The sequence below is a fragment of the Sinomonas gamaensis genome (genome assembly GCF_005876955.1).
Classification (GTDB): domain Bacteria; phylum Actinomycetota; class Actinomycetes; order Actinomycetales; family Micrococcaceae; genus Sinomonas; species Sinomonas gamaensis.
Genome location: NZ_SSCL01000020.1, coordinates 29,851 through 55,667 on the forward strand (window position 1 = coordinate 29,851; position 25,817 = coordinate 55,667).

Consider the following 25,817-nt stretch of genomic DNA (forward strand, 5'->3'; position numbering starts at 1 on the left):
CCATGCAGAAGCTGACCTCCCATCTGGACCTCGCCACGGCCTCCGTCGCGCACCTCGTCTCGCAGGCATCGCACGACACCTCGTCCGGCGTCTTCGACATGATCGCCCGCTGGGTCGCGCACGCCGCCCTCTGGCGCATCATGGGCTCGCTCGGTCTGCCCGCGGCGATCGCCGTCGGCGTCGCAGCCGTCCTGTTCATGGTGCACCGCAGCCGGCGCCGGAACCGAGGCTGAGGCCAGCCCCGGGGCCCCAGCAGGAAGGGGATTCGTCCTCAGGTGTAGCGAGGGTCGTGCGTAGCCGCAGCTGCCCAGCCCCGCCCAAATGCCGCGTCGGCGAACGACTGGAGGGTGCGCCCGAGCATTCCCCTGGCCGCAATCTCCCGCTGCTGCTGGAGCCACTGCCCCAGCAGCGCCTCGTGCCGATCGGACGATTGGCCGTCGGGGAACCTCCCGGTGGCTTGGCCGAAGGCGCGCACGTGCTGGACCATCGACAGGAACGGCAGATCGGCCCGTCGGCCCTCGCCGGGGGTCATCCCCGACATCTGGCGCGCGAGGTCCTGATAGAACCGCTCATCCATTGCGCCCCCCTTATCTCCAGCCATCACCGTGGTGCCCGGCCCGTGTCGCCCACATCAACTCTGCCGGTTGCTCTCCCCGCCGGTCATGAGTGCCGGGTACTCGACTTCTACCAGGCCCCTACCCCCAGTACTCATGTAGATTGCCAAGCTACTTGGTCCTTGTGACCAAGTTGTGAACCCCGTTATGCCGCGGCTGCGGGCGCCCACTAGCGGCGCAGTTCTGCCATCGAAGATGGTCCTTTTCTCGCTCTCGAGCCCTGCGCGGAGATGAGACGGTGCTCGCCGAGGGGGGACTCCTCCTCCAGCGTTTAGGAGGCGTCCAGGTCGCTCTCGACGAGTGCGGCGAGCCTTGCTAAGGCGTCTTCGGCTCCAGGCCCTTCGGCGCGCAGCACCACCTTGTCGCCGTTGCCGGCGCCAAGCGTCATGAGGGAGAGGATGCTGGAGGCGTCGAGGGCCTCATCCTCTGGTGCGCCGTGCATGGCGATGGTCACCTCGAGGTCGAGCTCGGCGGCGGCTTCGGCGAAGATCGCGGCGGGTCGTGCGTGCAGGCCGGAGGCGCTGGCGACTACGGCGGTGCGTTCGGGCATGGGGTTCTCCTTGTGATTGTTGGATCCGCGGAACGGCTTGAGGATCGCGAAAAAAGACCTAGAATTCGGCTTGGCCGACGGGTCTTGGCGATGCGGGCGGGGGTCAGCTCATGGCGCTCACGTCCGCCACCAGCCGGGCCACGTGCAGCGCAAGGTAGGCCACTTCGTCCCGGGTGAGAGAGGCGTCCAGGCCCATCTCCAGCAGGTACTGGATCTTCGCCGCGCACACGACCGCTTCCGGGCGGCTTTCGGTGATGGCATCGACCAGGACGGTGGATTCCTCTGAGATCTGCTTCCCGGATGCGACCCGGCTGAAGAGGTAGCGCAGGTGGGTCACGAAGCGGGCCGCGTTCATGGACTGCTGGTCCACGGTGATCCCGAAAGTCCTGTCGACGAGGGCGAACGCCTGTGCGATCACCTCGGTCATCTGCATGGCCTTGTCCACCCCGGGGGTGGCGAACTGGGCGTTGACGAAGTGCATGGCCAGCGCGACGGCCTCGTCGGGGTGCAGGCGTACGCCGAGGGATGCGGCGATGAGCTCGAGTGCCTCGCGCCCGGTGGCGAGCTCCTTGGGGTAGAGCTGGGAGACCTCCCAGGCGAGCGGGAACTGCGCCGGGATGCCCTCCTGCTGGCGTTCGACGGCGAAGCCGAGGTGGTCCGCCAGCGGCACGACCAGGGCCTGGCTGACGCGCAGTCCCAGCCGTTCCCCGGCGAGGGCGGCGACTTCGCCCGCGGCCTTCAGGCACTCCAGGGGGATGTCGTCCAGGAATCGGGAGAGCCGTTCCAGGTTGGCATTCTCCGCGGCGACGAAGACCTGGTCCGCGGCTTCGCGGAGGACCTCGTCGCCGGGCTTGCGGCCGTGGCCGAGGCCGCGTCCGATCACCACGAGGTCCCGGCTGTCGTCGTCGACCGCGAGCACCGCGTTGTTGTTGAGCACGCGCTTGACCTGCACGACTCACCTTTCCTTCCTTCGAAAATCCACGGCGGCGGCGCGGGGCCGAACCCCGCGCCACCGGTGCCCGCAGCGCGGGCCCTGCCCTCACGAGGAGAGCGAGTCACCGCCCGAGGCGATGACATCCTGATACCAGAAGAAGCTGTCCTTGCGCACCCGGGCCAGCTGCTTCAGGTCATCCTCCGTGCGGTCGACGTAGATGAAGCCGTAGCGCTTGGAGACGCCCTGGTGGGTGGAGACCAGGTCGATGGCCGTCCAGGGGCAGTACCCGAACACCTCCACGCCGTCGCTGATGGCCAGCTGGATCTGCTCGAGGTGGAGCTTGAGGAACTCGATGCGGTAGTCGTCGTGCACCCGGCCGTCCACCAGCTCGTCGAAGGCGCCGAGCCCGTTCTCGGTGATGATCAGGGGCAGCCGGTACCGGTCCCAGAGTCGCCGCATGGTGGTGCGGAAGCCCACGGGGTCGATCTCCCAGCCGAAGGCGTTCACCGGCAGGTGCTCGTTCTTCACGGCCCGGTAGAGTCCGATTTCCCCGCGCACGACCTGCTGGTCCCCGCCGCGGACCTGGATGTCCGAGGCGTCCCCGCGGGAGGCCCCGACGGTCTGGGTGGAGTAGTAGTTGAACGCCAGGAAGTCCGGCTTCGCCTCGGCCAGCAGTTCCAGGTCCCCGTCCAGGATCTCCGGCTCCCATCCCTTGGCCTTCAGGTAGACCCAGGCCAGGGGGTGGTAGGACCCGCGCACGGCGAGGTCCAGGTAGAGCAGGTTGCGGATGGCGTCCCAGTCGTCGGCGGCCACCACGTCCTCGGGGGCGCAGGTGGCCGGGTAGACCGAGACGATGTTCGGTGCCGGTCCGATCTTCGCCCCCGGCAGCAGCTGGTGGCAGAGCGCCATCGCCTTCGCCTGGGCGAGGAACATGTGGTGGTTCTGCTGGTACAGCTCGCGGCCCTCCACCTGGCCGCTGCGGCCGGTGGTGCCTATCGCCTTCCCGTGCAGGATCATCATGTTCTGCTCGTTGATGGTCAGCCAGTGCTTCACCTTGGACCCGTACTCCTGGAACAGGATCCGGGCGTAGCGTTCGAACGCCTCGATCGTGGAGCGCTCGGACCAGCCCCCCTTGGCGTCCAGCGCGGCGGGGAGGTCGAAGTGGTACATCGTCACCACCGGCTCGATGCCCCGGGCCAGGAGCGCGTCGATCACCCGGTGGTAGTGGGCGACACCGGCCGGGTTCACCTCGCCGTCGCCGTCGGGGACGATCCGGGTCCAGGCGATGGAGAAGCGGTAGGCCGTGAGCCCGAGTTCGGCGAAGAGCTCCACGTCCTCCCGGAAGCGGTGGTAGTGGTCAGCTGCGACGGTGAAGTCCGTGACCCCCTCGGGGCGGTGGAGGTGGAGGTCCACCACGGAGGGTCCCTTGCCGTCGGCGTCCCAGGCGCCCTCGGCCTGGTAGGCGGAGGTGGAGGCGCCCCAGAGGAAGTCCTCGGGGAACGCGGCCAGCTGCTCGTGCTGCATTCTGCTGTTCCTTTCCCGGGTCCCGGATCAGCGCCCGACGGCGGCGATCGCCGAGCCCGCCGCGACCGTCCCGGCCTGAAGCTGTTCGACCGGGGCGTCCTTGGGGCCGTTGGTCACCACGACGAGGACGGTGGCAGGGTGGCCGGCGGCCCTGATCGCCTCCAGGTCCGCGGTGACGAGCGGCTGGCCGGCCTCGACGCGGGCGCCCTTGGCCAGCGCCCCGTGGAAGCCCTCGCCCTTCATGGTCACGGTGTCGATGCCGACGTGGACCAGCACCTCGGCGCCGTCCTCGGTCTTGATGCCGAAGGCGTGGCCGGTGCTCATGGCCACTGCCACGGTGCCGCTGACCGGGGAGGCGATCACGCTCTCGACCGGCTCCACGGCGATGCCCGGGCCCATGGCGCCGGAGGCGAACACCGGGTCCGCGACCTCGGACAGTGGCACCACGGTGCCGGCGCAGGGCGCGGCGAGCTCCACGGTCTCGGTGCGGACCAGGGTGGCCACGCGGCCCTCCCCTCCGGCGGCGGCCTCGGAGGCGGTGGCGCGCGGGCCGGAGGGCAGCGAGGCGTCGGCCTCGGCTGCGGCGGCCTCCGCGGCGGGCTTTTCGAAGCGGAAGGACAGGAGGAACGTCAGCGCGGCGGAGACGGCGGCGGAGATCACCAGGGCGATGATGATGTTGACCATGTTCTGCAGCGAGTTGTCGCCGATGTACAGCAGCACGGCGGGCAGGCCGGAGGAGCCGGTGGCGAAGCGGTGGGTCTGGGTCAGGCCCGCGTAGAGGCCGCCGGCGCCGCCGCCGATCATGGCCGCGATCAGCGGGTAGCGCTTGGGCAGGGCGATGCCGTAGAGGATCGGCTCGGTGATCCCCATCAGGCCGGTGATGCCGCCGGCGGTGGCGATCTGGCGGGTCTTGCGGTCGCGGGTGCGGAAGGCCACCACGAGGGAGGCGGCGCCCATGGCGATGTTGGAGACCAGGGCGCCGGGGCCGAAGATGCTCTCCTTGCCGGTCTGGGCCAGCTGGACCACGCCGAGCGGGGCGATGCCGTTGTGCAGGCCGAACATGACCATCACCGGCAGCGTGGCGCCGACCAGGAGGGCCGGCGCCCAGGCCGCGTTGGTGCTCAGGAAGGAGAAGAAGGAGCCCAGGTAGCCGCTGAGGATGCTGCCGATCGGGCCCAGGACGCCGAGGGCGAGCGTGCCCATGATCAGGAAGGTCAGCATGGGCACGAACACCAGGTTCACCGACTTCGGGATCACCCGCGTCAGGGCCCGCTCCACGTAGTACTGGGCGAAGATCACCAGGATGATCGGGATGACCGCCCCGGAGTAGTTCACCAGCGGGAACGGAAGGATGTCGAAGAACGTGACTGGGTCCTTCTTGCCCACCAGCGCCACCCAGTTGGGGTGCAGCATCATCGCCGCCACGGCGGCGGCGAGGATGGGGCTGATCTTCAGCTTCTGCGCTGCGCTGAAGGCCAGGAGCACCGGCAGGAAGTAGAACACAGCGTCGGCGAAGAGGTTCACCAGGGCGTAGGTCTGCGAGCCGGTGCTCACCACCTTCAGCACCACCAGCAGCGCCAGGAGCGCCTTGACCATGCCCGCGCCCGAGAGGGCCGGGATGAGCGGCTGGAAGACGCTGGAGACGAACTCGATCACCGCACTGCCGACGTTCGTCCGCTTCTTGACCTTGGCGGTGCCGCCGTCGGCCGAAGGGGTGGCGAGGCTGCCGAGCTCGCGCTCCACCTCGTCGAAGACGTCCTTGACGTGCATTCCCACGACCACCTGGAACACCCCGCCCTTGGAGAGGGTTTTGGCTATCCCGTCCGTGGCGTTCAGTTCGTCCACGGCGACGGCCGATTCGTCCTTCAGGACGAAGCGGAGCCGGGTCTGGCAGTGGTAGTACTCACTGATGTTGGCCCTCCCGCCAACGAGCCGCACGATCTCCGCGGCCAGGGGAGCATATTGCCTGCTCATGATTTCCTCGCGTTCTCAGAACTGCCCGCGGCAGTCAGGTGAAGCAACGCGGCTAGGGGTTCCTGTGGGAGAGCGCGGGCTGCACTCCCGGGCGCAGAAAAGGCCCAAGCCGGTTGACCGATGACGGTCGAAGAGCTTGAGCCTTGCCTCGCCCGCAGCGAGTTACATACCCAGGTCTCGAAAGAACCAGAACCGATTGTGGCAGGTGATGCCGGTCACGTCAAATGCGTCTCGCCTCAGGGGTGCACTGGCAGGGCCTTCCGTCCGCGTAGGGCAGGTTCCTAGGGTGGAGGGCATGGAGTATGCGCACTTGGGCAGGTCCGGGCTGCTGGTGAGCCGGCTGAGTCTGGGCACGATGAACTTCGGGATGGTGACCGATGAGGGCGCCAGCGTCGCGGTGCTGGACGCCGCGGCGGAAGCAGTCATCAACCTGATCGACACCGCCCACGTGTACGGCGGCCCGCAGTCCCCGGACATGAGGCAGGGGTACGGGATCTCAGAGGAGATCATCGGCCGGTGGCTCAAGCGGACGGGTGTGCGCGACGAGGTCGTCCTGGCCACCAAGGCCTACCAGCCGATGGGGCTCGGCCCGAATGACCGCCGCCTGTCCGCGTTCCACATCAAGCGGGCCTGCGAGGCCAGCCTGCGCCGGCTGCAGACCGAGCACATCGACCTCTATCAGATGCACCATGTGGATCGGGCCACCCCGTGGGAGGAGGTCTGGCAGGCGATGGAACAGCTGGTGCGGGAGGGGAAGGTCACCTATGTCGGCTCCAGCAACTTCGCCGGCTGGGACATCGCCACGGCTCAGTCGGCCGCGCAGGGCCGCCAGTTCCTCGGCCTGGTCTCCGAGCAGAGCGTCTACAACCTCAGCAACCGCATGCTCGAGCTCGAGGTCATACCGGCCCTGGAGCACTTCGGGATCGGGCTCCTCCCCTACGGACCGCTCGGCGGCGGCCTGCTCGCCGGGGCCCTGGAGAAGGCCACGGTGGGTCGCCGGTCCGCGCCGGAGATGCAGGAGAGGACCCAGCAGAACCGCGCCCAGCTGGAGGCCTACGAGGCGTTCTGCCGTGAGCTGGGGCAGGCCCCGGCCGACGTCGCGCTGGCCTGGCTGTTGCACCAGCGTGCCGTCAGCTCGGTCATCGTCGGTTCCCGCACCCCGGAGCAGCTCGAGGCCAGCCTGCGCACACCTTCGATCGCCCTCGACGAGGTGGCCCTGTCCCGGCTGGACGGAATTTGGCCCGGCCCAGGCCACGCCCCCCAGGCCTACGCCTGGTAGCGCCTACAGGGACCGAGCACGGCAGCACCGGACCCCGGCCTCGACCCCGCTGTAAGACGCTGAACGGTCCCTCGGTCAGGGCCCCTGACATCGATTGCTTCGAAGGAGAAAACGATGGACGCTTCCCAGGCGCCGATCCGGCGCAGCCCGCGCGGGCAGGCGATGGCACCCGAGACCGTGCCGATCCCGCCCGAGGCATTCGAGGCCCGGGGCGGCACCGTCCTGCATTGGCTCGGCATGGCGGGATTCCTCATCAACTCGCGCGGTACCCTGCTCGCGGTCGACCCCCTGCTCCAGGACTTCGACATGCCCGTGCTCATCGACTTCCCCATACGGGCATCAGAGGTCCCCCGGCTCGACGCGGTCCTGGTCACCCACGCGGACAACGACCACTACAGCGTCTCCACCTGCGCCGCGCTGAGCCCGGCGACGCGGCGATTCCACTCCACGCACTACGTCGCCGGGCTGATGCAGGAGGCGGGCATGCCTGCGGAGGGCCACGGCATCGGCGAGGGGTTCGCCGTCGGAGACGTCAGGGTGACGCTCACCCCCGCCGACCACGCCTGGCAGAACGCGGACCCCCGACCGGGCCGGCGCGTGTTCCGGGACGAGGACTGCTGCGGGTTCTGGATCGAGACGCCGGACGGGACGGTCTGGGCCCCGGGCGACTCGCGGCTGATCCGGGAGCACCACCTGACCAGGCCCTCGCCGGATGCGATGCTGTTCGACTTCTCCGACAGTGAGTGGCATTTCGGCTTCGCCGGCGCGGTCGAGATGGCCAACGCCTACCCGCACGCGGAGCTTCTCCTGCACCACTGGGGCTCGGTGGACTCCCCCGAGTTCGCCCCGTTCAACGCCGACCCGGACGCGCTCAGGGACGTAGTGGTGAACCCCGAGCGGATCCGGGTGCTGGCGCCCGGGGAGCCCTTCCACCTCGTGCCCGGTCCGGTCGGCGGCGGCCCGGGTCAGCGGTTGACGTAGGCCATGTGCTGGGCGTTGTAGCGGTCGCCGCTGACGCCGACCCGCTGGGCGAGGCCATCAAGGTCCGACACCTCGTCGGCGGAGAGGGCGAGTGCGGTCGCGGCAGCGTTCTCCTGGATGCGGCTGGTGCGCCGGGTGCCGGGGATAGGCACGATCCACCGCTGCTGGGCGAGCAGCCAGGCCAGGGCGATCTGCCCGGGCGTGGTGCCCTTGGCCTCGGCGAGGGCCTTCACGTGCTCGACGAGGGCCTGGTTCGCGGCGAGGTTCTCTGCCTGGAAGCGTGGGACGCGGTTGCGGATGTCGCCCTCGGCGAAGTGCGTGGACGTGTCCACGGTGCCGGTGAGGAACCCTTTGCCGAGCGGGCTGAAGGGGACGAACCCGATTCCCAGCTCGGCCAGGGTCGGCAGCACCTCGGCCTCGGGATCCCGGGTCCACAGCGAGTACTCGCTCTGCACGGCGGTGACCGGGTGCACGGCGTGCGCCCTGCGGATGGTCGTCGCGGAGGCCTCGGACAGGCCGAAGTGCCTGACCTTGCCCTCGGCGATGAGTTCGCCGACGGTCCCCGCGACGTCCTCGATCGGCACCTCGGGGTCGACCCGGTGCTGGTAGAACAGGTCGATCACGTCGGTGCGCAGCCGCTTCAGGGACGCCTCGGCGACGCGGCGGATCTGCTCGGGGCGGCTGTCCAGTCCGACGCTCTGGCCGCCTCGGATGGCCCATCCGAACTTCGTGGCGATCACGATCTGGTCCCGGATGGGCTCGAGGGCCTCCCCCACGAGCTCTTCGTTCGCGTACGGGCCGTAGACCTCAGCGGTGTCGTAGAAGGTCACGCCGGCATCTGGGGCCGAGCGCAGCACGGCGATCATGTCCTCGCGGGTGCCGGGGTTCGGTCCGTAGCTCTGGGACATGCCCATCGCGCCGAGCCCGACCGCGGAGACCTCCAAGCCTTGGCCAAGTGTTCTGGTGTGCATGCTCAGTCCTCCGTGGTCGTGGTGTGGGCGGCACTGTAGTCCTCGGCGGTGACGTGCTCGAGCCAGGTGGTGGTCGTGGCGGGGTCCTCGCCGTTCTCGAGCATGGCCAGATGCTCCATGAAGTCGGCCGGGGTGGCGCCGTGCCAGTGCTCTTCTCCCGGCGGGGTGTAGACGGTCTGGCCGGGGGTGGCGCGGATGACGGTGCCGTCGCGGGTGCCGATGAGCGCGACGCCTGCGGTGATGTGCAGGGTCTGCCCGCGCTCGTGGGAGTGCCAGGCGGTGTGCGCGCCGGGGGCGAACCGCACCCGGGCCACGGTGGCTCGCTGGTCCGGCTCCTGCGGCGAGGCGATACGGTCGACCCACACGTCTCCGTTGAACTGCTCCGGCGGGTTCTTCACGGTGGGGCTCTTCGGGATGGTCCTCATGGTGTGTTCTCCTTCTTCGGCTCGGCGGAGCCGAGCCGGGCGATTGACTGGCGGTCGGCCGCTTCCTGCTGCCGGCTGGCCGCGGACCAGCTCGCCAGCAGGTTCAGGCGGTCCTGACTGGGCGAGCCCGCCTCGGCGGTGTAGATCAGGAACGACAGGCCCGGTTCGGCGGTGAGCTCCAGCCCCTCGTAGGTGAGGGTGAGGTCGCCGACCAGGTGGTGGTGAAAGTTCTTCGTCCCGGAGCCGTGGCGTCGCACGTTGTGCGCTCCCCAACGGGTGCGGAACGCGTCCGAGCGGGCGGACAGCTCTCCGATGAGGTCGTGCAGCTGCCTGTCGTGCGGGTCGCGCCCGGCCTCGGTTCGCAGGATGGCAACGCTCACGTCCGAGGCCGCCTCCCAGTCCGGGTAGAAGTCCCGGGACCGCTCGTCGAGGAAGTTGAACCGGGCGAGATTGCCCTGACCCGGCCCATCGAAGACCTGGTCGTAGAAGGCGGCGCCGAGGAGGTTGGTGGCCAGGATGTCCATGCGGCCGTTGCGGACGAAGGCGGGACCGCCGGTGATCACCTCCAGGGCCCGGGTCAGGCTCTCCCGGGGCACCCACTGCCTCGGCTTGCGCCTCCTGACCGGCTCCGCCCGGCCGTGGGCGATCCGGGCCAGCCCGAAAAGGTACTCCCGCTCCGCGTCGTCCAGCCGGAGGGCACGGGCGAGGGCGTCCAGGACGGCGTCGGAGACGCCGCCCAGGCTGCCGCGCTCGATCTTGGCGTAGTACTCGATGCTGACGTCGGCGAGCATCGCGACCTCGCTGCGCCTCAGCCCCGCCACGCGCCTGTTGCCCGAAACGGGGATACCGGCCTGTTCCGGGGTTAGCTTGGCGCGCCGGGACATGAGGAACTCCCGTACTTCGTTCCTATTGTCCACGCCCTCAACGCTACGCGGACCAGCTGCCCGAGAGGGATGCCCTGCCGGTACACCCTTCGCCAGGGACTCCCTGCCCCCACAGGCACCGGCTGTCATGGAAGCAGTTCGATTCCCCGGAACGGAGGGCAGTGGACCAAAGCCAGGGCCTCCAGGGACCGGGGAGAAGGAGAGATGTCATGACCGAGAACACCGAGACCCAGGCGACCGGGTGGACGGGGGGCAAGAACGTCTTCGGAGGCTTCGCGCCCGCAATGGTGCACTACACCGACAAGGTCCTCTTCGACGAGGTCTGGGAGCGGCACGGCCTGTCGAAACGCGACCGCAGCCTGGTCACGGTCGCAGCGCTCACCGCACTGGGAAAGACGGAACAGCTCCGGTTCCACCTAGCCTTCGCCCGGCAGAACGGGGTCGCCGACGAGGAACTGAAGGAAGCGCTCCTGCAGCTGTCCTTCTACTCCGGCTGGCCCAACGGCATGGCCGCCACCACCGTGCTGAAGGACATCATCGAGAAGGAGGACTAGGACCATGCATGGAACCCTCATCCACGCACCCGGCGACGTCAGGTACGAGCAGCGTCAGGACCCGGAGATCCTCGCACCGACCGATGCGATCATCCGCCTGGCCGCCACATGCGTGTGCGGGTCCGACCTGTGGGACTACCGCGGCATCAACACCGTCGACCAGCCCACCCCCATGGGACACGAGTACGCGGGCGTCGTCGAGCAGACCGGCGATGCGGTGCAGGAGATCAAGGTCGGCGACTTCGTCGTCGGATCGTTCTTCGCCTCCGACAACACCTGCGCGATCTGCCGGGCGGGCTTCCAGTCCCGCTGCGAAAACGTCGAATTCGCAGGGGCCGGCGGTGCGCAGGCCGAACTCCTGCGCGTGCCCCTCGCCGACGGGACCCTAGTCGCCACGCCGGGGATGCCCGACGAAGACCTGATCCCGTCGCTGCTGGCCGCCTCGGACGTGCTCGGCACCGGCTGGTACGGGGCCGTGGCCGCCGAGGCCGGGCCCGGCAAGACCGTCGCCGTCGTCGGCGACGGCGCGGTCGGCCTGCTCGCCGTCCTCGCCGCCAGGGAACTCGGCGCCGAGCGGATCATCGCCATGTCCCGGCACGAACCGCGCCAGAAGCTCGCGCTCGAGTTCGGGGCGACCGACATCGTCACCGAACGCGGCGACGAAGGCGTGGCGCGGGTGAAGGAGCTCACCGGCGGGCTCGGCGCCCACTCCGTCATCGAGGCCGTCGGCACCCAGGAGGCCACGATGCAGGCCATCCGCTCCACCCGGCATGGCGGGCACGTCGGCTTCGTCGGCGTCTCCCACGGGGTGCAGATCCCCGGCGACGAACTGTTCTTCGCCGAGATCCACCTCCATGGCGGCCCCGCCCCCGTCCGAAGGTTCCTGCCGGACCTGATCGACCGGATCTGGAAGCGCGAGATCGACCCCGGCAGGGTGTTCGACCTCACCCTTCCCCTTTCCGAGGTCGCCGAAGGCTACCGGGCGATGGACCAGCGGCGGGCGATCAAGGCCCTGCTCCGACCCTGAGGCCCACACCCGGCGGGAGGAAGGCGCGCAACGCCTCCTCCCGCCGGGCGTGCGCCCAGCGCGGGGAATGCCCTGCGAGCACCACCGGAGCATCCCCCGCGCCTCCCGTCCCCATCGACATCGAGGACCACCATGACTGCACCATCGGCTGACCAGACGCGCCCCGCCTCGGCTCCCGAGGCAGTGCGAGCGACGGTGACGCTGGCCGCATCCACCCTGGTGTTCTTCGTGATCACCCTGGACGCGGTCATCGTCAACGTCGCCCTGCCCAGCATCCGCGACGAGCTCGGCGGTGGAATCGGCGACCTGCAGTGGATCGTCGACGGCTACACCCTCATGTTCGCTGCGCTGCTGCTCTCCTGCGGATCCCTCGCCGACCGGCTCGGGCCCAAGCGCCTCCTCCTCCTCGGGATGGTGCTGTTCATGGCGGCGTCTTCCGTGTGCGGTCTGGCGCCCAGCATGCCGGTGCTCATCGCCGCCCGGTTCGTCCAGGGCGCGGCCGCGGCGACGATGATGCCCGCATCGATGGCGCTGCTCAACCACGCCTACACTGCCCCGGCCCGACGGAACCGTGCGGTGGCGATCTGGGCCATAGGCGGCTCTCTCGCCTCCACCTCCGGCCCCGTCCTCGGCGGCCTGCTGACCCTGGCCAGCTGGCGGCTGATCTTCTTCGTCAACATCCCCGTGGGCCTGATAGCCCTGTACCTGATCGCCCGCTCGATCCCCGTCGCCCACCACAGGGCACCGATCGACTGGGCGGGGCAGATCACCGCCGTCCTGGCGATGGCCGGACTCACCTTCGGGGTGATCGACGCCGGCGAGTCCGGATTCGCCGCACCCCAAGCCATCTTCGCCCTTGCAATTGCGCTGGTGGCGGCCGCGGCCTTCGTGGTCATCCAACGTCGGGTCGCCCACCCGATGGTGCCCCCGGACCTCTTCCGCGACCGCAACGCCGGGATCAGCGTGCTGATCGGGTTCGCCTTCATGGTCGGCTTCTACGGGCTCCCGTTCGTGATGAGCCTCGGCCTCCAGCAGCACCGCGGCCTCACCGCGCTGGAGACCGGCTTCGTATTCCTGCCGATGATGCTCATCGGCCTCGCGCTCACACCTCTCACTCCGAGGATCGGGGAACGCGTCGGCCGGAAGGCCCTCATCATCACCGGCCTGGCCGCCATGGCCGCCGCACTGCTCCTGCTTGCCATGCTGCCCGCCGCACCTTTGTGGCTGGTCTCGAGCCTGATGACCCTCGCCGGCATCGCCGGCCCCTTCGTCAGCCCGCCGACGACCGCGATCCTGCTGGATAGTGTCCCGGCCCGCCGTGGCGGCATCGCCTCCGGCGTGTTCAACACCAGCCGCCAGATAGGCGGCGCGGTAGCCGTCGCAGTTTTCGGGCTGCTGCTGAACAGCCTGCCCTCCCGGGCCGGGGAGGCCGCAAGCCTGCTGGCCGCCGCCGCGGTCTGCCTGCTCACCGCGGGGGCGGCCCTCTGGCTCGACCTCCGTCAGCGTCCCGAGCCGCTGCCCAGATGACCGTCGCCCGAGCCCGCGGGCCCATTCTCTCGCCCCGCCCCATGGCTGCCAGCCACATCCAACAGAAGGAGTTCATCCCATGAAAGCGATAGCCGTCAAAACCTACGGTGGCCCGGGTGTGCTCCACCCGGTCGACCTTCCCGATCCGCACGCCCGGGCCGGAGAGATCCGGATCAGGGTCCGCGCGGCCGCGGTTGCCCCGGTCGATGCGATGCTGCGCACCGGCCTCCTGGCCGGATTGAACGCCGGGCTGAACCCGCCGTTCGTGCCGGGCATGGAGGTCGCCGGCACTGTCGACGAGGTCGGCGACGGCATCGACCCCGCCCTGGCGGTGGAGGTCGGTGATGAAGTCGTCGGGTTCGTGGACAACCTCGGCTCGCACGGCGGTTACAGCGACTACGTCGTCCTGCCAGCGGCCTCCGTGGCAACCGTTCCCGAGGGGGCCACGGCAGCGGAGGCGGCCAGCTTCCTCAACAACTCGCTCACCGCGCTCAACGCACTCGAGACGCTGCTGCTGCCGGCGGCCGCGACGCTGCTGGTCACCGGCGCGGCCGGTTCGGTGGGAGGCTATCTCGTCCAGCTCGCCCACCACGCCGGCCTGCACGCCATCACGATCGCCGCCCCCGACGATGACGACCTGGTGCGCTCGTTCGGCGCCGACCACCTGGTCCACCGCGGACCCGACGCAGTCCAGGACCTCCTCGCAGCCTTCCCGGGCGGGGTGGACGCGGTCGCCGACGCCGCCCTGCTCGGCGACGGCATCGTCGAGACGATCCGCGACGGCGGACAGCTCGCGACGTTTCGCCCCTATCCCGGCGACCCGGGACGCGGGATCCGGGTGCGGAGCCTGAACGTCCGCCAACGCGCAACCGACCACGCCGCGATCACGCGCCTCCGCGATCTGGTGAACCAGGGCGTCCTGGCCCTGCGTGTCGGCGCGGTGCTGCCTGCCGTGAAGGCACCCGAGGCGCACCGACTCCTTGACGCCGGCGGCGTCCGCGGCCGGATCATCCTCGAATTCCCCGTCCACTGACCCCCCGACGAAGGAAACAAGCCTCATGAGCTCCTGGAGCGCCGAAGACATCGAACGCATCGCCGCCAGCGACGACCTGCACATCGCACCGTTCCGCCCCGACGGGACCACCGGGACCCCGACCTGGATCTGGTCCGTTGTCGTCAACGGGCGCTTGTTCGTGCGGGCGTGGAACGGAACCCGCTCGCGCTGGTACCAGGCCGCAATGACCCACCGCGGCGGGCAAATCACAGTCGCGGGCACGACCTATAACGCACGCTTCCACCCCGCCGACCCGGCCCTGGCCGAACTGATCGATGCCGCCTACCGTGCCAAGTACGCCGCCAGCAGCTACCTCCCGCCAATGGTCTCCCCCGGCCCACAAGCTGCCACCGTGGAGATCACCCCGAGATCCACGGACCAAGACTGACGTCGCCCGCCCCGCTCGCCACCGCACCACCCCGGAACGGGTCACGATGGACCTGCGCCCTCATCCCAGTGCTCTGTTCCGTCATGACCGCTTCGGGGCTGACCCGCCTGCCGGAAGGCGTTCGCAGTGCCCCCATAGCTGGGGAATTGTGAGGGCGTCGGCGCATCCGTGCACGATTCGACGCTCGCAGATGGTAGCTGGACCCAACCGGATCGATGGTCTCGCGTCGAAAATTCCCCGGAGTGCGTGCTCGCCGCCGGCGTGGTCGAGAACCGTCCCTCCGGCTCTCCGTCGAGGTCAGCTCCTGCGCCTCCTCCCGAAAGGATCACCTGGATGACGAAGGGATGCGGCTCGCCGTCGAAGGCGATTCGCGGCCTTCTCGAGTGGAAGATTCCTGGCTGAGAGGCACTTGACTTCTACTTCATGCCTTGGAGTCATCTGGGTCCTCGCCGACGTGGGCAGAGCGCACCTCAGGGCCGACTGGACTGGGAGGGCGCCGGGCACCTTGTGGCGCGCGAAGGGGTCGGAGTGGCTGGTGAGCCGCGAGCTTGGAAGGGGCGGCGTGCTCAGGCTGGCGCGGGCGCCCTGCCGTCGGTATCGGGCAGGGGCTTGCCGCGAGGGCCGAGCGTGCTCTCGCGGAGGATGAGGCGGGGTTCGAGCGTGAGCGTGCGGTGTTGGTGGTCTGGGTTCTCGATCTCGTCGAGCAGGAGCCTCATCGCCTCGCTGCCCATGCGGTGACCGTCCTGGCTCACCGTAGACATGGAAATCGCCGCTTCGGTGGTGAATTGGTTGTTGTCGTATCCGATGACGGCGATGTCGTCCGGGACACTGAAGCTTCTTGCCATCAGCTCGTGGATGACTCCCGCGGCGATTCGGTCGGACGGCGAGAGGATCCCGTCAGGGATCCTCTCAGGGGAGCGATTGGCGATCTCCGCGGCGATCTTGCGCCCCTCGTCGCTCTTGAGTCGGCGGCAGTTGATGATCTCGAGAGTCACATCGCCAGCCTCCAGGACGGCGCGCAGGGCTCCGTTGCGGCGCTCCTTGATGGCGTAGAACTCCTCAGGTCCACCTGCGAAGAGCAGGCGCCGGCGGCCGAGCTCGATGAGGTGGCGGGCTGCCATGTAGCCGCCAAGCTCCTCGTCGGAGATCACCGCGCAGCAGTCCTTCCGGCCTTGGGCCAGGTTGACCAGCACGACCCGCCGGCCATGGCGCCGGACCCGGTCGACGCCCTCGAGGCTGGCGTTCATGGGAGCGAACAGGATCCCGGCCACGCGAGCCTCGTCGAAGATGTCGAGGTACGACTCCTGCCGATTGAAGTCGATGTCGCTGTTGGCGAGGAGGAGGGCGTGGGCGGCTCTGCGGGCCTGATCTTCTGCGCCACGGGCGATGTCGACGAAGAGCGAGTTGTCGATGTCGGTCAACACCAGACCGACCGTCCGGCTGGCGCCCGCGGCCAGCGAGCGGGCTGCGCTATTGGGGACGAAGCCAAGCTGCTCGACTGCCGCGCGGACCTTTGCCAGCGACCGCTCGGACACCTTTTCAGGCTTGTTCAAGGCGTGCGAGACCGTTCCAAGGGACACGCCCGCGAGGCGCGCGACGTCCTTCATGCTCGGGGTGCGTCCCCCATTGGCGGGCATCCTGGTCAACGGCTCGTCCCTCAGCTTTCTCAATGCGTTCGCTCAGGGCCCTGTTCTGAAGCGCTTCATCGAACGGCTTCCTGCCAGACTAATCCTCTTCCCGATCCCAAACAACCTATCTTCCCCCAAGAAAATCGTTTCAAAAATATGTTGACCACATCACACCCTGCCCCTACGCTGGACGAAGCTGAAGCGCTTCAAAATCTTCCCCCCAGACTCGATGGAGAGGTTCGCGTTGATCCTGTTGACCAGCACCGCGGTGCCAGCCCTGCACGGACGGGTCGGATGAGCTCGGCGGACAGCCAGTCGCTGGCCGTGGCCGAAGCCGCCGCCCCCGTTCCCCTCGCCCGCCCTCGCGGTGCCAGGATTTCAGCCCGCATCGGAGCTGTGCCGTGGTGGTTCGTCCTCCCGGCCCTCGCCTTCTACGTGTTCGTCGTGCTGTGGCCGAGCATCGAGGGCGCCGGGTTCGCCTTCACCAACTGGGACGGGCTCTCGGCGACGAAGGACTTTGTCGGATTTGCGCAGTTCCAGCGCCTCCTGACTGACCCGGCGGGCGTCGGCGCCGTCGTGCACACGCTGCTGATCGCCCTATCGATCACGATCGTGCAGAACCTCGTCGGGCTGCTCCTCGCACTCGGCGTGCACACGAAGATCAAGAGCCGCAACGTGCTCCGGGTAGCCCTGTTCACCCCGGCGGTGATCACCCCGGTCGCGACCGGGTACCTCTGGAAGTACCTCATGACCCCCGATGGGGCCATCAACCAGATCCTGGGGTTCTTCGGCCTGACCGCACTCCAGCACGACTGGCTGGGGGATGCGAACATCGCGCTCTGGTCGATCGTCGCGACCGTCGTGTGGCAGTTCGCCGGGTACTCGATGGTGATCTTCCTCGCCGGCCTGCAGGGGGTGCCCGAGGACGTCCTGGAGGCCTCGCGTCTTGACGGCGCCGGACCGTTCCGCCGGTTCTGGTACGTCGTCCGGCCGGAGCTGGCCCCGGCGATCACGATCAACCTGATGCTCTCGATCATCGGCGGCCTCAAGCTCTTCGACCAGGTCTGGGTCATGACCTCCGGCGGCCCCGGCACCTCCACGGACACGATGTCCACGCTGATCTACAAGAACGCGTTCCAGTTCGGCGACTTCAGCTACGGCATCGCCATGGCGCTCGTCCTGGCCGTGTTCGTGGCCATCCTCTCCTCGGCCCAGTACAAGCTCCTCGGAAGGCAGGGCGGAAGCAAGTGAACCGCTACACGTGGAGGACGTTCGTCCTCGAGGCAGTGATGGTGCTGGTCGGCGTCGTCTTCTTCCTCCCGGTGTACGTCCTGATCAACCTGGCCCTGAAGAAGCCGGACGACCAGTCCTCGCCCTTGGCGCCGGTCACGAGCATCACCCTCCAGAACTTCTCGGACGCGTGGGGCCAGGCCAACCTCGGGCAGGCCCTCCTGACGAGCGCGTTCGTGACGGTCTTCAGCGTCGCGATCATCGTAGCGATCTCGGCCCTGGCCGCCTACCCGCTGGCACGTGTGACCAAGCGCTGGTCCCGCTGGCTGTTCTTCGTCTTCATGATCGGGCTGCTCCTGCCCTTCCAGCTCGCGCTCATCCCGCTCTACACGACCATCCGCGACCTCGGGCTGCTGGGGAACCCGGTCTCGCTCGTGCTTTACTACGCCGGGCTCCAGGTCCCGTTCTCGGTCTTCCTCTACACAGGCTTCATCCGAGCCGTGCCACTCGACTACGAGGAGGCCGCCTCCATCGACGGGGCCGGGCCGATGCGCAGCTTCTTCTCAGTGATCTTCCCGCTCGTGCGCCCCATCACCGGGACCGTCGTCATCCTGAACGTCCTGCACGTCTGGAACGACTTCCTCACCCCGCTGCTATACCTCAGCGGCAGCAGCCAGCAGACCGTCCCGGTAGCGCTGTTCTCGTTCGTGAGCCAGTACGTCTCCCAGTGGAACCTCGTGTTCGCCGGGCTCGTGATCACGATCGCCCCGATCCTCATCGCCTACTTCGCGATGCAGAAGACCATCATCAAGGGCTTCGCCAGCGGCCTCAAAGGCTAGCCCACCGCTCAAGAACACAACCCGCCACTAAGGCACTGGGCCATCCCACGCCCATGCCAGTCAGTCAGTCAGCAGCGCCCGCTGAAGTTCAAAGGAGAGCAATACATGCACAAGAAGAGCCTTCTGGCCCTCTCAGTCGCGGTCGTCGCGGCCGTGGGCCTCAGCGCCTGCAACGGCGGCGGCAGCTCCGCATCCGGTGGAGGGGGCGGGGACGGGAAGACCCTCACCCTCGCCGCCACGACCAACGAGAAGCCCGCCCTCGACGCCGTCGTGGCGAAGTTCAAGGAACAGAACCAGGGCGTCGACGTCAAGTACACGACCTCAGCGCTCGACCAGTACCAGACCACCACCAGGACCCAGCTCTCCTCCGGAACCGCTCCGGACGTCGTGTTCGTCTGGCCGGGCGACGGCAACCCCATGGCCACCCGTGTCGTGGCCAAGGGCGGCTTCCTCGAGGACCTCTCCAGCCAGTCCTGGGCCAACAGCTTCCCCGCTGGCATCAAGCCCGTCACCCAGTACAACGGCAAGACCTACAGCGCCTCTGTCACGTTCTCCGGCATCGGCGCCGTCTACAACATGACCGCGATGAAGGCAGCCGGCCTCACCCCGCCGACCACCTGGAGCGGTCTCCTGCAGTTCTGCTCACAGGCAAAGGCCAAGGGCAAGACCGCCTTCGAGCTCGGCGCCCAGACCAACTGGGTCACCCAGCTCATTCCATACTCCCTGACCCCGACCCTGGTCTACGGCCCGAACCCCAGCTTCCCGCAGGACATGGCGGACAAGAAGGCCACGTTCAGCGACTCGAAGTGGTCCGACGCGCTCAACAAGTACCTCGATATGCAGAAGGCCGGATGCTTCCAGGCCAACCCGCTCGGCACCGACTACAACGCGAGCCTCACCGCGGTCGCCAAGGGCGAGGCCCTGAGCGTGATCCAAGTGAACTCCGCCGTGGCCGCCATCAACCAGCAGGCCCCCCAGGGCACGGAGCTGAACATGCTCCCGGTCCCCGCGACCGACAACGCATCGGAGACCCGCATGGCCGGCGCGGCAGGCTCCACCTACGGAGTCAACGCCAAGGCCAAGAACAAGGACCTCGCGATCAAGTTCGTGAACTTCCTCGAGAGCCCGGAGGGAATGAACCTCTACGCCCAGACCAACAAAGCGCTCCCCGCGGTCCCGAACGACAGCTTCAAGGTCGACCCGGCCCTGGCCACGCTGCAGCAATACCAGAAGGACGGGAAGACGGACGCGTTCATGGACCAGAACTGGCCCAACGCCCGCGTCCAACAGACCCTCTTCCAGGTCGTCCAGGACCTCCTAGCAGGAAAGACCGACGTCTCCTCGGCCCTGAAGCAGATGGACACCGCCTACAGCCAAGGTTCCTAACCCCTTGCGGCCCGCCCCCCGGCCGCAAACGAACTCCTCCGGCGGCGGTGGCCCTTCGGGCCGCCGCCGCCGGTGCACTCACCACCACCGATCCTTGGGAAGAAGGCCATGACCCTCCCGGCATCAGCCACATCGACACCGCAGACCGCAACCCCAACAGTGAACCGAGTCCGTGCCGAGCATCACCGCGAAGCACTCGGCATCGCCGACACACGCCCCCGCCTCTCGTGGCAGACCGAAGCACCGGAAGGCTGGGCCCAGAGGCAGTACGAGGTGTCCCTGGCCCGTCCCAGCGGCCAACGTCAGACGAAGACAGTGGCTTCGCCGGAATCGGTGCTGGTCGAGTGGCCGTTCGACCCCCTGGGCTGCCGCGAGCGGGTCGAGGTCCGAGTCCGCGTCTGGGGTGCCGACGACGAGCCCAGTGAATGGAGCGCGCCCCTGCCGGTGGAAGCAGGCCTGCTCTCGGCCGGCGACTGGACCGCCGAAGCGGTCTCTCCCGCCTGGGAGGAGGACCGTGACGCAGACAACCCGCCAGCCCTGCTGCGGCGGTCCTTCGGCCTCGGGCCGGGCGTCGCGTCCGCCCGCCTCTACGTCACCGCCCACGGGGTGTACGAGGTCGAGATCAACGGCCAGCGCGTCGGGGACGAGGTGCTCGCCCCGGGCTGGACCAGCTACCACCATCGCCTCCTCTACTCGACCTTCGACATCACAGACCTTCTCCAGGAGGGCGAGAACGCCGTCGGCGCCTGGCTGGCAGACGGCTGGTTCCGCGGCCGTATCGGCTTCAAGGGCGGGAAGCGGAACGTCTACGGCGACCGCACCGCCCTGCTCGCACAGCTCGAGATCACCTACACCGACGGACGCCGCGAGACCTTGGCCACCGACGAGAACTGGAAGGCCTCCCGCGGGCCCATCACCCTCGCCAGCCTCTATGACGGCGAACGCTACGACGCCCGCCTCGAGCAGCAGGGCTGGTCCCGGCCAGGCTTCGACGACTCCTCCTGGGCAGGGGTCCGCATCGCGGGCCTGGACAAGTCCACCCTCGCGGCCCCAGCCGGCCCCCCCGTACGCTGCACGGAAGAACTCGCCCCCCAGAGGATCTGGGTTTCGCCCTCCGGCAAGACCCTCGTCGACTTCGGCCAAAACCTCGTCGGCCGCCTGAGGCTCGCCCTCGCCGGCAAACCCGGCCAGACCGTCACCCTGCGTCACGCCGAAGTGCTCCAGGACGGCGAGCTCTACACCCGCCCACTCCGGCTCGCGGCCTCCACCGACGAGTACACCCTCGCGGACGAAGCGAAGCACACATGGGAGCCGCGCTTCACCCTGCATGGCTTCCGCTACGCCGAGATCACCGGCGCCGTCGATGCCGTCGACCTGGAAGCGCTCCGGGCCCGCGTCCACCACACCGACATGGAGCGCACCGGATGGTTCGAATGCTCCGACCCGCTCCTGAACCGCCTCCACGAGAACATCCTGTGGAGCATGCGCGGGAACTTCGTCAGCATCCCCACCGACTGCCCTCAGCGCGACGAGCGCCTAGGCTGGACCGGGGACATCCAGGTCTTCGCCCCAACCGCCTCGTTCCTGTACGACTGCTCAGGGATGCTCGCCGGATGGCTCAAGGACGTCGCCAACGAGCAGCTCCCCGACGGAACCGTCCCCTGGTACGTCCCATGGGTCCAGGCCGGAAGCTGGGACGAGACGATCCCGGGCGCGGTGTGGGGTGATGTTGCAGTATTGACCCCTTGGACGCTGTTCGAGCGATTCGGCGACAAGGGGGTGCTCGCAGAGCAATACGCGAGCGCCAAGGCGTGGGTCGACCTCATGGCCGAACGGGCCGGCGAGAACCACCTTTGGGATGAGGGATTCCAGCTCGGGGACTGGCTCGATCCGGCAGCCCCCCCGCACGATCCAGCCGACGCCCGCACCGACCGGCACCTCGTGGCCTCTGCCTACTTCGCTTGGTCAGCCCGCCACCTCTCCCGCATCGCAGGGGTCCTGGAAAAAGCCGAGGACGAACGGCACTACGCCGAGCTTGCCGAACAAGTCAGGGAGGCCTTCGCACGTCGCTACGTCCGGGATGACGGGACGATGACCAGCGATGCCCAGACCGCCTATGCCCTCGCCCTCGTGTTCGACCTGCTCCCAGCAGGTCAGCAGCGGCAACGGGCAGCCGATCGGCTCGCCGAGCTCGTGACCCAGTCCTCGAACCGGATCGCCACGGGCTTCGCCGGAACGCCCGTGATCAGCGATGCCCTAACGATCGGTGGCCACATCGCCTCGGCCTACGATCTGCTCAAGGAAGAGGAGTGCCCCTCTTGGCTCTACGCCGTCAAGCAGGACGCCACGACCATCTGGGAACGCTGGGACTCGATGCTCCCCGACGGCACGGTCAACCCCGGCGAGATGACTTCCTTCAACCACTACGCCCTCGGCGCGGTCGCAGACTGGATGCACCGGGTAGTCGCGGGCATCGCCCCCGCCGAACCCGGCTACCGACGGATCAACTTCCGCCCTCAACCGGGGGGTGGCCTTTCCCACGCCTCCGCCCGTCACGAGACTCCCTACGGGACGGCATCGATAGCCTGGCGGCTCGGCAACGACAGACTCGAGGTGGAAACGCTCGTTCCCACAGGGACCACCGCCGTCCTCGAGCTCCCCGGCGCCGACCCCGTCGAGCTCTGTCCCGGACGGCACCAGAACTCCGCAGCGTTTGTCCTCGCATGAATTAGCCCTGAGGGAGCCAACCTCGGAGAAGTAGTCGCCAGAGAGCCCCAGCCAACGGCTTCCAACGCACGGACGGACGGCCTATCTGCCGATACCTTCAGATAGGCCGTCCGTTCTCGGTAGACAGACGTCCAGATTGGGAACCAGACCTGCTTTTCACCGAGAATGTCGGGAGCTATCCATGAATCATCGATCGGCCTTGAGAGCAAATTCCTACTGCTCATCCCAAGTGCTGAACACATTCGCGCCGCTCCCAGCTTGGACCAAGAAGGAGCCATTCACGGATAGATCTGGCTGCCTCTGTTCCAACAGGGTCAAGCTCCTCCGATTCTCTGTACTGAAGCGAAACGCTCGCCTACTTGGAAGAATCCCAAGTAGGCGACCGATGTCACGCAACTAGGCCCGGTTCTTCCACCTAGACCCGTTTCTCACATCCTCTGCTGCCTCATCATCAGCTGCTCAAAGCTGGCTCGGCGGGCGCGGGCACCGCGGCAGATGGTTCCGTACACATGGTGTTCATGGAGCACAGCACCCCGGCGACTGAACCTGAGTTCATCGACGCCGCGGCATCTTCGTCCGCCTCCCCGGCGAGGCCCGCGGCGCCTGGCTTACCCCGAAGTACACCCGCAACGACCGCCGCGTCCACGCCGCCCTCGCCCGCACTCCAGAGGAGCTCGAGAAGTTCGAGCGTGTCGCGGCCAAGCTCCGCGAGGAGAACCCGGACGCCCTCGTCGAAGTCCGCAAGCTCTGAAAGGCCAAGCGCATGACTGCCACTGCCCCTGAGCCCGGCGACGCCCTCGCCGAGGCGATCACCACGAACGCCCGCGAGATCCGTGTCCTCCTGCTCGTGCAAAAGGGCTACACGAAGACGATGGCCGAGCGGACCTATGACCAGGACCCCGAGGCGCGGAAGGTGTTCGTCGATCTCGCCGGCGCCCAGGCCCGCCGCATCGTCGCCGCCCTCGGCCAGGACTGGGACACCCTCGCCGAATCGACCCGCTCCCCGGAGCGCTGAGCCGTGTCCCGCAGCGACCGCGACCGGCGGCACCGGCCGCACTCCCCCAAGCGGTGCCCGGAGTCCGCCAACGGCGGCTGCAGCTAGTGCGTCACCGGCGACGAGAAGCGGCCCGCACGGCGCCGCGACCGGCACAGTGCGAAGGCCGAGACCCGGAAGGCCCGTACCGAACCCGACGAATGATCCACGTCCCAGCTGAAGCCCGCGCCTCGACACCGGTGCGGCTTCACTGCTGTCCGAAAGTGCTCCTCTCACCTGCGATGACTCGCCGCGCAACATACCGGAGACCTCTACTGAGAGCGGCCTTGCACATGTACAGTCATGCCAATGCCGGGAGGGGACCCCGGCCCAGCAAGGGGGACCACACATGGTTTCGATCAGCCCCGCAGCGGCGATGGTGCGGCTGCGGCCCGGCGACGTGTTCGCGCTCAGCTCCGGCACGGACACCCGCGAAGGCACGGTGCTCACCGTCGACCTGCGCGGGATCATCCGCTTCCGGGATGGTGCCACCGGCAAAACGCTCATGGCCGACCTCGCCCACTGGGACGCCGTCCAGGTGCCGGCCCGGCTGAGGGCTGCCTCATGAGCCCCCGTGCCCTCCGGATCGAATCCCACGACGAGCTCCATCCCGGCGACGGCGTCCTGGTCTTCGCCAACGACCGGTACATCGTCGGCCTCGTCGTCTCCACCGCACCCGGCACCCTGGTCTTCGAGCGCCAGGACACCAACGAGCAGATCACCGTCGATCTGAAAGACGCAGTCGTCTTCCTCATCGAAGGCGGACTCCCCGGCTGACACCCCAGCCCGCGTCCCCGGCGAGCGTCCAGCTCGCACATATGATCGGGCGCGTGAGCTCCACCCCGCCCCGCCCCAAACGCCTCCGCGAAGACTTCGGCCTCGACGCCGCCTGGCTCGCCGCCCGCATCGAGGAGAGCCCCCTCGTCCTCGGGGTCGGGACCGGTCTGCCGGCGTTCGAGCGCACCATTCTCCACGAGCGTCCCGATCAGTTCGCCGTCATCCTCTTCCACCCCGCCGACGGCGTCCGCCGCATCGTCGAGGTTCAGCTCGGCGCCGCCGACCAGGAGCAGATCGCCCGCGCCCTCCAGCACTGGGAGGACGAACGTGTCCGGCTCCCCCGCGTCGAGCACCGGGTGGCGATCGCCGCCGAACGCATCCCTGACGAAGTCGCCCAGGCTGCGGCCCGAGTCGCCAAGGCGGTCCCGCTCGAGGTCATCGAGCTGCACGCGGAGAAGACCGGGAACATCGTCGCCGTCCTTGGCGAACCCGTCCAGCTCCCCGATGCTGAGGCCGAGCACTGATCTGCACGGCAGGGCGGTAGCCCCCTGACAGCGACCACTCATCCCGCGCCGACCGTCCGGGGAGGCGTGGGCCGGGCGATAGCCCCGACCGGATGGGCCCGGCTGCCGGTGACGTGGTGGCCATATTAAGAAGGGCTCGGTCGCTGCGCGACCTCGCCCGGAGGGCGTTGCGTCGCCCCTCCTCGTCCGGCGTCTCGTTCCCCTTGGTTCCGCGCTTCGCTGCGTTCACCGTGACGGTTCCCCTTTGGGCCGCTGCGCGGCCCCGGTGCGCGGGGCGGCGCCCGGTCCGCGCGGCGGGCCGGGTGGCGTGCGCCCCGTGCCGGGGCGCTGCCCGCGTGCTGGGTGGCCTCGTCCTCGGGTCGGCCCTGTCATGGCTGGGTGCCATGACATGAAGGGCGGCGACTTGATTGCGGCCTTCGGCCGCGGGCCCGTGGCGTCCCCCAGTATGTGCCTCGTCTCGGGCTTCATGGCGGGGAGCAAGGGCGGCTGCGCCGCCGGTGCCGTCGTCGGCCGGTCCGCCGGTTCGGCTGGCCGTCGCGCTTCGACCCGTCCCCCCGCTTCGTGCTCCTGCCCGTGCATCGTCACGGCGAGCAAGGCGGCTGCGCCGCCGGGACCGTCGTGTCCACCGTGGCGTGCCCCGTCACGCCACCCCGATCCGTGAACCCGAGGGGCCTTGCGTGGGCGGCACACTCCCGGGGCGAAGCCCCTCCCTGGTGGCCGTGCCCCGACACGCCACCACTCCGCCCAGCGCACCGCACCCCTTCACGCTCCACCAGCCCGCCCCACGGGCGGGCCCACACCCCCGCACACCACCCTCACCCGACAAACCCGACCCTCCTGGCACCCACCCGGGGGCGCAGCTGTCGGCGACTCGTGAAGACTGACCCTCTGGGGTCGCGTGAATTTTGACCCCCTCCGCGACGCTTGGAGGGTGTTGGGAGTGGAGGATTGGGCCGAGATCCGTCGTCTGCATCGCGCGGAGGGCGT

The 25,817-nt window shown here is 68.6% G+C and carries 25 protein-coding genes; 16 read left to right on the plus strand and 9 right to left on the minus strand.

Annotated elements, in window-relative coordinates; translation table 11 throughout:
* Positions 1-2 precede the first annotated feature (2 nt).
* Positions 3-233 carry a hypothetical protein gene (locus E5679_RS18900; protein WP_138418791.1) on the plus strand — a complete coding sequence of 77 codons (231 nt, stop codon included), beginning with the start codon at positions 3-5 and terminating at the stop codon, positions 231-233.
* A 38-nt stretch (positions 234-271) separates the two neighbouring features.
* Here the strand turns inward: E5679_RS18900 and E5679_RS18905 are convergent, their stop codons facing one another.
* From E5679_RS18905 to E5679_RS18925, 5 genes are all read right to left on the minus strand, one after another.
* Positions 272-577: a hypothetical protein gene (locus E5679_RS18905; protein ID WP_138418792.1), complete on the minus strand. Its 306-nt coding sequence runs from the start codon at positions 575-577 to the stop codon at positions 272-274.
* A gap of 308 nt (positions 578-885) precedes the next feature.
* Positions 886-1,164, minus strand: a complete 279-nt coding sequence (locus tag E5679_RS18910) for an HPr family phosphocarrier protein (protein WP_138418794.1) — start codon at positions 1,162-1,164, stop codon at positions 886-888.
* A 103-nt stretch (positions 1,165-1,267) separates the two neighbouring features.
* Entirely contained in the window at positions 1,268-2,116 is an 849-nt protein-coding gene (locus E5679_RS18915; RefSeq protein WP_138418796.1) for a PRD domain-containing protein, read from the minus strand.
* An 87-nt stretch (positions 2,117-2,203) separates the two neighbouring features.
* Positions 2,204-3,622, minus strand: a complete 1,419-nt coding sequence (locus tag E5679_RS18920; RefSeq protein WP_138418798.1) for a glycoside hydrolase family 1 protein — start codon at positions 3,620-3,622, stop codon at positions 2,204-2,206.
* Positions 3,623-3,649: 27 nt separating this feature from the next.
* On the minus strand, positions 3,650-5,596 hold the full coding sequence (locus E5679_RS18925; protein WP_138418799.1) for a beta-glucoside-specific PTS transporter subunit IIABC: 1,947 nt from the start codon (positions 5,594-5,596) through the stop codon (positions 3,650-3,652).
* Between the two features lie 295 nt (positions 5,597-5,891).
* Between E5679_RS18925 and E5679_RS18930 the strand changes: the two genes are divergently transcribed.
* Together E5679_RS18930 and E5679_RS18935 are read left to right on the plus strand one after the other, a co-directional pair.
* On the plus strand, positions 5,892-6,875 hold the full coding sequence (locus E5679_RS18930) for an aldo/keto reductase (RefSeq protein WP_138418801.1): 984 nt from the start codon (positions 5,892-5,894) through the stop codon (positions 6,873-6,875).
* 114 nt (positions 6,876-6,989) lie between these two features.
* Positions 6,990-7,856, plus strand: a complete 867-nt coding sequence (locus E5679_RS18935) for an MBL fold metallo-hydrolase (RefSeq protein ID WP_138418803.1) — start codon at positions 6,990-6,992, stop codon at positions 7,854-7,856.
* Here E5679_RS18935 and E5679_RS18940 read toward each other — a convergent pair.
* From E5679_RS18940 to E5679_RS18950, 3 genes are read right to left on the minus strand one after another with little or no spacing between them, the layout of a single operon-like run.
* Complete coding sequence (locus E5679_RS18940; protein WP_138418805.1) at positions 7,841-8,827, minus strand: aldo/keto reductase; 987 nt, start codon at positions 8,825-8,827, stop codon at positions 7,841-7,843. The two genes, E5679_RS18935 and E5679_RS18940, sit on opposite strands and share 16 nt — an antisense overlap.
* 2 nt (positions 8,828-8,829) lie before the next feature.
* Positions 8,830-9,252, minus strand: coding sequence for a (R)-mandelonitrile lyase (locus E5679_RS18945; protein ID WP_138418807.1), 423 nt, complete (start codon positions 9,250-9,252; stop codon positions 8,830-8,832).
* The gene (locus E5679_RS18950; RefSeq protein ID WP_138418809.1) at positions 9,249-10,169 is read right to left on the minus strand and encodes a helix-turn-helix transcriptional regulator; all 921 of its coding nucleotides are present in this window, start codon (positions 10,167-10,169) and stop codon (positions 9,249-9,251) included. Before E5679_RS18950 ends, E5679_RS18945 begins: the two co-directional genes overlap by 4 nt.
* A 176-nt stretch (positions 10,170-10,345) precedes the next feature.
* Between E5679_RS18950 and E5679_RS18955 the strand changes: the two genes are divergently transcribed.
* The 5 genes from E5679_RS18955 to E5679_RS18975 all read left to right on the plus strand — a co-directional run bounded on the left by E5679_RS18955 (position 10,346) and on the right by E5679_RS18975 (position 14,686).
* Positions 10,346-10,690 (plus strand): carboxymuconolactone decarboxylase family protein, encoded by a 345-nt coding sequence (locus E5679_RS18955; protein WP_138418811.1) that lies wholly within the window; start codon positions 10,346-10,348, stop codon positions 10,688-10,690.
* A gap of 4 nt (positions 10,691-10,694) precedes the next feature.
* Positions 10,695-11,717, plus strand: coding sequence for a zinc-dependent alcohol dehydrogenase family protein (locus E5679_RS18960; protein ID WP_138418813.1), 1,023 nt, complete (start codon positions 10,695-10,697; stop codon positions 11,715-11,717).
* Between the two features lie 132 nt (positions 11,718-11,849).
* On the plus strand, positions 11,850-13,244 hold the full coding sequence (locus E5679_RS18965; RefSeq protein ID WP_138418815.1) for an MFS transporter: 1,395 nt from the start codon (positions 11,850-11,852) through the stop codon (positions 13,242-13,244).
* A 79-nt stretch (positions 13,245-13,323) separates the two neighbouring features.
* Positions 13,324-14,277: an NADP-dependent oxidoreductase gene (locus tag E5679_RS18970; RefSeq protein ID WP_138418817.1), complete on the plus strand. Its 954-nt coding sequence runs from the start codon at positions 13,324-13,326 to the stop codon at positions 14,275-14,277.
* Between the two features lie 25 nt (positions 14,278-14,302).
* Positions 14,303-14,686 carry a DUF2255 family protein gene (locus E5679_RS18975; RefSeq protein ID WP_138418819.1) on the plus strand — a complete coding sequence of 128 codons (384 nt, stop codon included), beginning with the start codon at positions 14,303-14,305 and terminating at the stop codon, positions 14,684-14,686.
* 566 nt (positions 14,687-15,252) lie between these two features.
* Here E5679_RS18975 and E5679_RS18980 read toward each other — a convergent pair.
* On the minus strand, positions 15,253-16,323 hold the full coding sequence (locus E5679_RS18980; protein WP_249336235.1) for a LacI family DNA-binding transcriptional regulator: 1,071 nt from the start codon (positions 16,321-16,323) through the stop codon (positions 15,253-15,255).
* A gap of 285 nt (positions 16,324-16,608) precedes the next feature.
* Between E5679_RS18980 and E5679_RS18985 the strand changes: the two genes are divergently transcribed.
* From E5679_RS18985 to E5679_RS19020, 8 genes are all read left to right on the plus strand, one after another.
* Positions 16,609-17,565 carry a carbohydrate ABC transporter permease gene (locus tag E5679_RS18985; RefSeq protein ID WP_138418823.1) on the plus strand — a complete coding sequence of 319 codons (957 nt, stop codon included), beginning with the start codon at positions 16,609-16,611 and terminating at the stop codon, positions 17,563-17,565.
* Entirely contained in the window at positions 17,562-18,383 is an 822-nt protein-coding gene (locus E5679_RS18990; protein WP_138418825.1) for a carbohydrate ABC transporter permease, read from the plus strand. Before E5679_RS18985 ends, E5679_RS18990 begins: the two co-directional genes overlap by 4 nt.
* A 105-nt stretch (positions 18,384-18,488) precedes the next feature.
* Positions 18,489-19,769: an ABC transporter substrate-binding protein gene (locus E5679_RS18995; RefSeq protein ID WP_138418827.1), complete on the plus strand. Its 1,281-nt coding sequence runs from the start codon at positions 18,489-18,491 to the stop codon at positions 19,767-19,769.
* 108 nt (positions 19,770-19,877) lie between these two features.
* Entirely contained in the window at positions 19,878-22,496 is a 2,619-nt protein-coding gene (locus E5679_RS19000) for a glycoside hydrolase family 78 protein (protein ID WP_138418829.1), read from the plus strand.
* Between the two features lie 763 nt (positions 22,497-23,259).
* Positions 23,260-23,511, plus strand: a complete 252-nt coding sequence (locus E5679_RS19005) for a hypothetical protein (RefSeq protein ID WP_138418831.1) — start codon at positions 23,260-23,262, stop codon at positions 23,509-23,511.
* A gap of 367 nt (positions 23,512-23,878) precedes the next feature.
* Complete coding sequence (locus E5679_RS19010; RefSeq protein WP_138418833.1) at positions 23,879-24,097, plus strand: hypothetical protein; 219 nt, start codon at positions 23,879-23,881, stop codon at positions 24,095-24,097.
* Entirely contained in the window at positions 24,094-24,306 is a 213-nt protein-coding gene (locus tag E5679_RS19015) for a hypothetical protein (protein WP_138418835.1), read from the plus strand. The genes E5679_RS19010 and E5679_RS19015 overlap by 4 nt, the downstream gene beginning before the upstream one ends.
* A gap of 53 nt (positions 24,307-24,359) precedes the next feature.
* Positions 24,360-24,830: a hypothetical protein gene (locus E5679_RS19020; RefSeq protein WP_138418837.1), complete on the plus strand. Its 471-nt coding sequence runs from the start codon at positions 24,360-24,362 to the stop codon at positions 24,828-24,830.
* The last annotated feature ends 987 nt before the right edge of the window (positions 24,831-25,817 follow it).

Bases quoted from the DNA above. Each gene is read 5' to 3' on its own strand.
- E5679_RS19015 (WP_138418835.1), top strand. From the start codon at position 24,094: ATGAGCCCCCGTGCCCTCCGGATCGAATCCCACGACGAGCTCCATCCC.
- E5679_RS18935 (WP_138418803.1), top strand. From the start codon at position 6,990: ATGGACGCTTCCCAGGCGCCGATCCGGCGCAGCCCGCGCGGGCAGGCG.
- E5679_RS18910 (WP_138418794.1), bottom strand. From the start codon at position 1,164: ATGCCCGAACGCACCGCCGTAGTCGCCAGCGCCTCCGGCCTGCACGCA.
- E5679_RS18980 (WP_249336235.1), bottom strand. From the start codon at position 16,323: ATGCCCGCCAATGGGGGACGCACCCCGAGCATGAAGGACGTCGCGCGC.
- E5679_RS18975 (WP_138418819.1), top strand. From the start codon at position 14,303: ATGAGCTCCTGGAGCGCCGAAGACATCGAACGCATCGCCGCCAGCGAC.
- E5679_RS18985 (WP_138418823.1), top strand. From the start codon at position 16,609: ATGAGCTCGGCGGACAGCCAGTCGCTGGCCGTGGCCGAAGCCGCCGCC.
- E5679_RS18970 (WP_138418817.1), top strand. From the start codon at position 13,324: ATGAAAGCGATAGCCGTCAAAACCTACGGTGGCCCGGGTGTGCTCCAC.
- E5679_RS18900 (WP_138418791.1), top strand. From the start codon at position 3: ATGCAGAAGCTGACCTCCCATCTGGACCTCGCCACGGCCTCCGTCGCG.
- E5679_RS19010 (WP_138418833.1), top strand. From the start codon at position 23,879: ATGGTTTCGATCAGCCCCGCAGCGGCGATGGTGCGGCTGCGGCCCGGC.
- E5679_RS18945 (WP_138418807.1), bottom strand. From the start codon at position 9,252: ATGAGGACCATCCCGAAGAGCCCCACCGTGAAGAACCCGCCGGAGCAG.
- E5679_RS18940 (WP_138418805.1), bottom strand. From the start codon at position 8,827: ATGCACACCAGAACACTTGGCCAAGGCTTGGAGGTCTCCGCGGTCGGG.
- E5679_RS19000 (WP_138418829.1), top strand. From the start codon at position 19,878: ATGACCCTCCCGGCATCAGCCACATCGACACCGCAGACCGCAACCCCA.
- E5679_RS18955 (WP_138418811.1), top strand. From the start codon at position 10,346: ATGACCGAGAACACCGAGACCCAGGCGACCGGGTGGACGGGGGGCAAG.
- E5679_RS18905 (WP_138418792.1), bottom strand. From the start codon at position 577: ATGGATGAGCGGTTCTATCAGGACCTCGCGCGCCAGATGTCGGGGATG.
- E5679_RS18925 (WP_138418799.1), bottom strand. From the start codon at position 5,596: ATGAGCAGGCAATATGCTCCCCTGGCCGCGGAGATCGTGCGGCTCGTT.
- E5679_RS18920 (WP_138418798.1), bottom strand. From the start codon at position 3,622: ATGCAGCACGAGCAGCTGGCCGCGTTCCCCGAGGACTTCCTCTGGGGC.
- E5679_RS18965 (WP_138418815.1), top strand. From the start codon at position 11,850: ATGACTGCACCATCGGCTGACCAGACGCGCCCCGCCTCGGCTCCCGAG.
- E5679_RS18960 (WP_138418813.1), top strand. From the start codon at position 10,695: ATGCATGGAACCCTCATCCACGCACCCGGCGACGTCAGGTACGAGCAG.
- E5679_RS18930 (WP_138418801.1), top strand. From the start codon at position 5,892: ATGGAGTATGCGCACTTGGGCAGGTCCGGGCTGCTGGTGAGCCGGCTG.
- E5679_RS19005 (WP_138418831.1), top strand. From the start codon at position 23,260: ATGACTGCCACTGCCCCTGAGCCCGGCGACGCCCTCGCCGAGGCGATC.
- E5679_RS18995 (WP_138418827.1), top strand. From the start codon at position 18,489: ATGCACAAGAAGAGCCTTCTGGCCCTCTCAGTCGCGGTCGTCGCGGCC.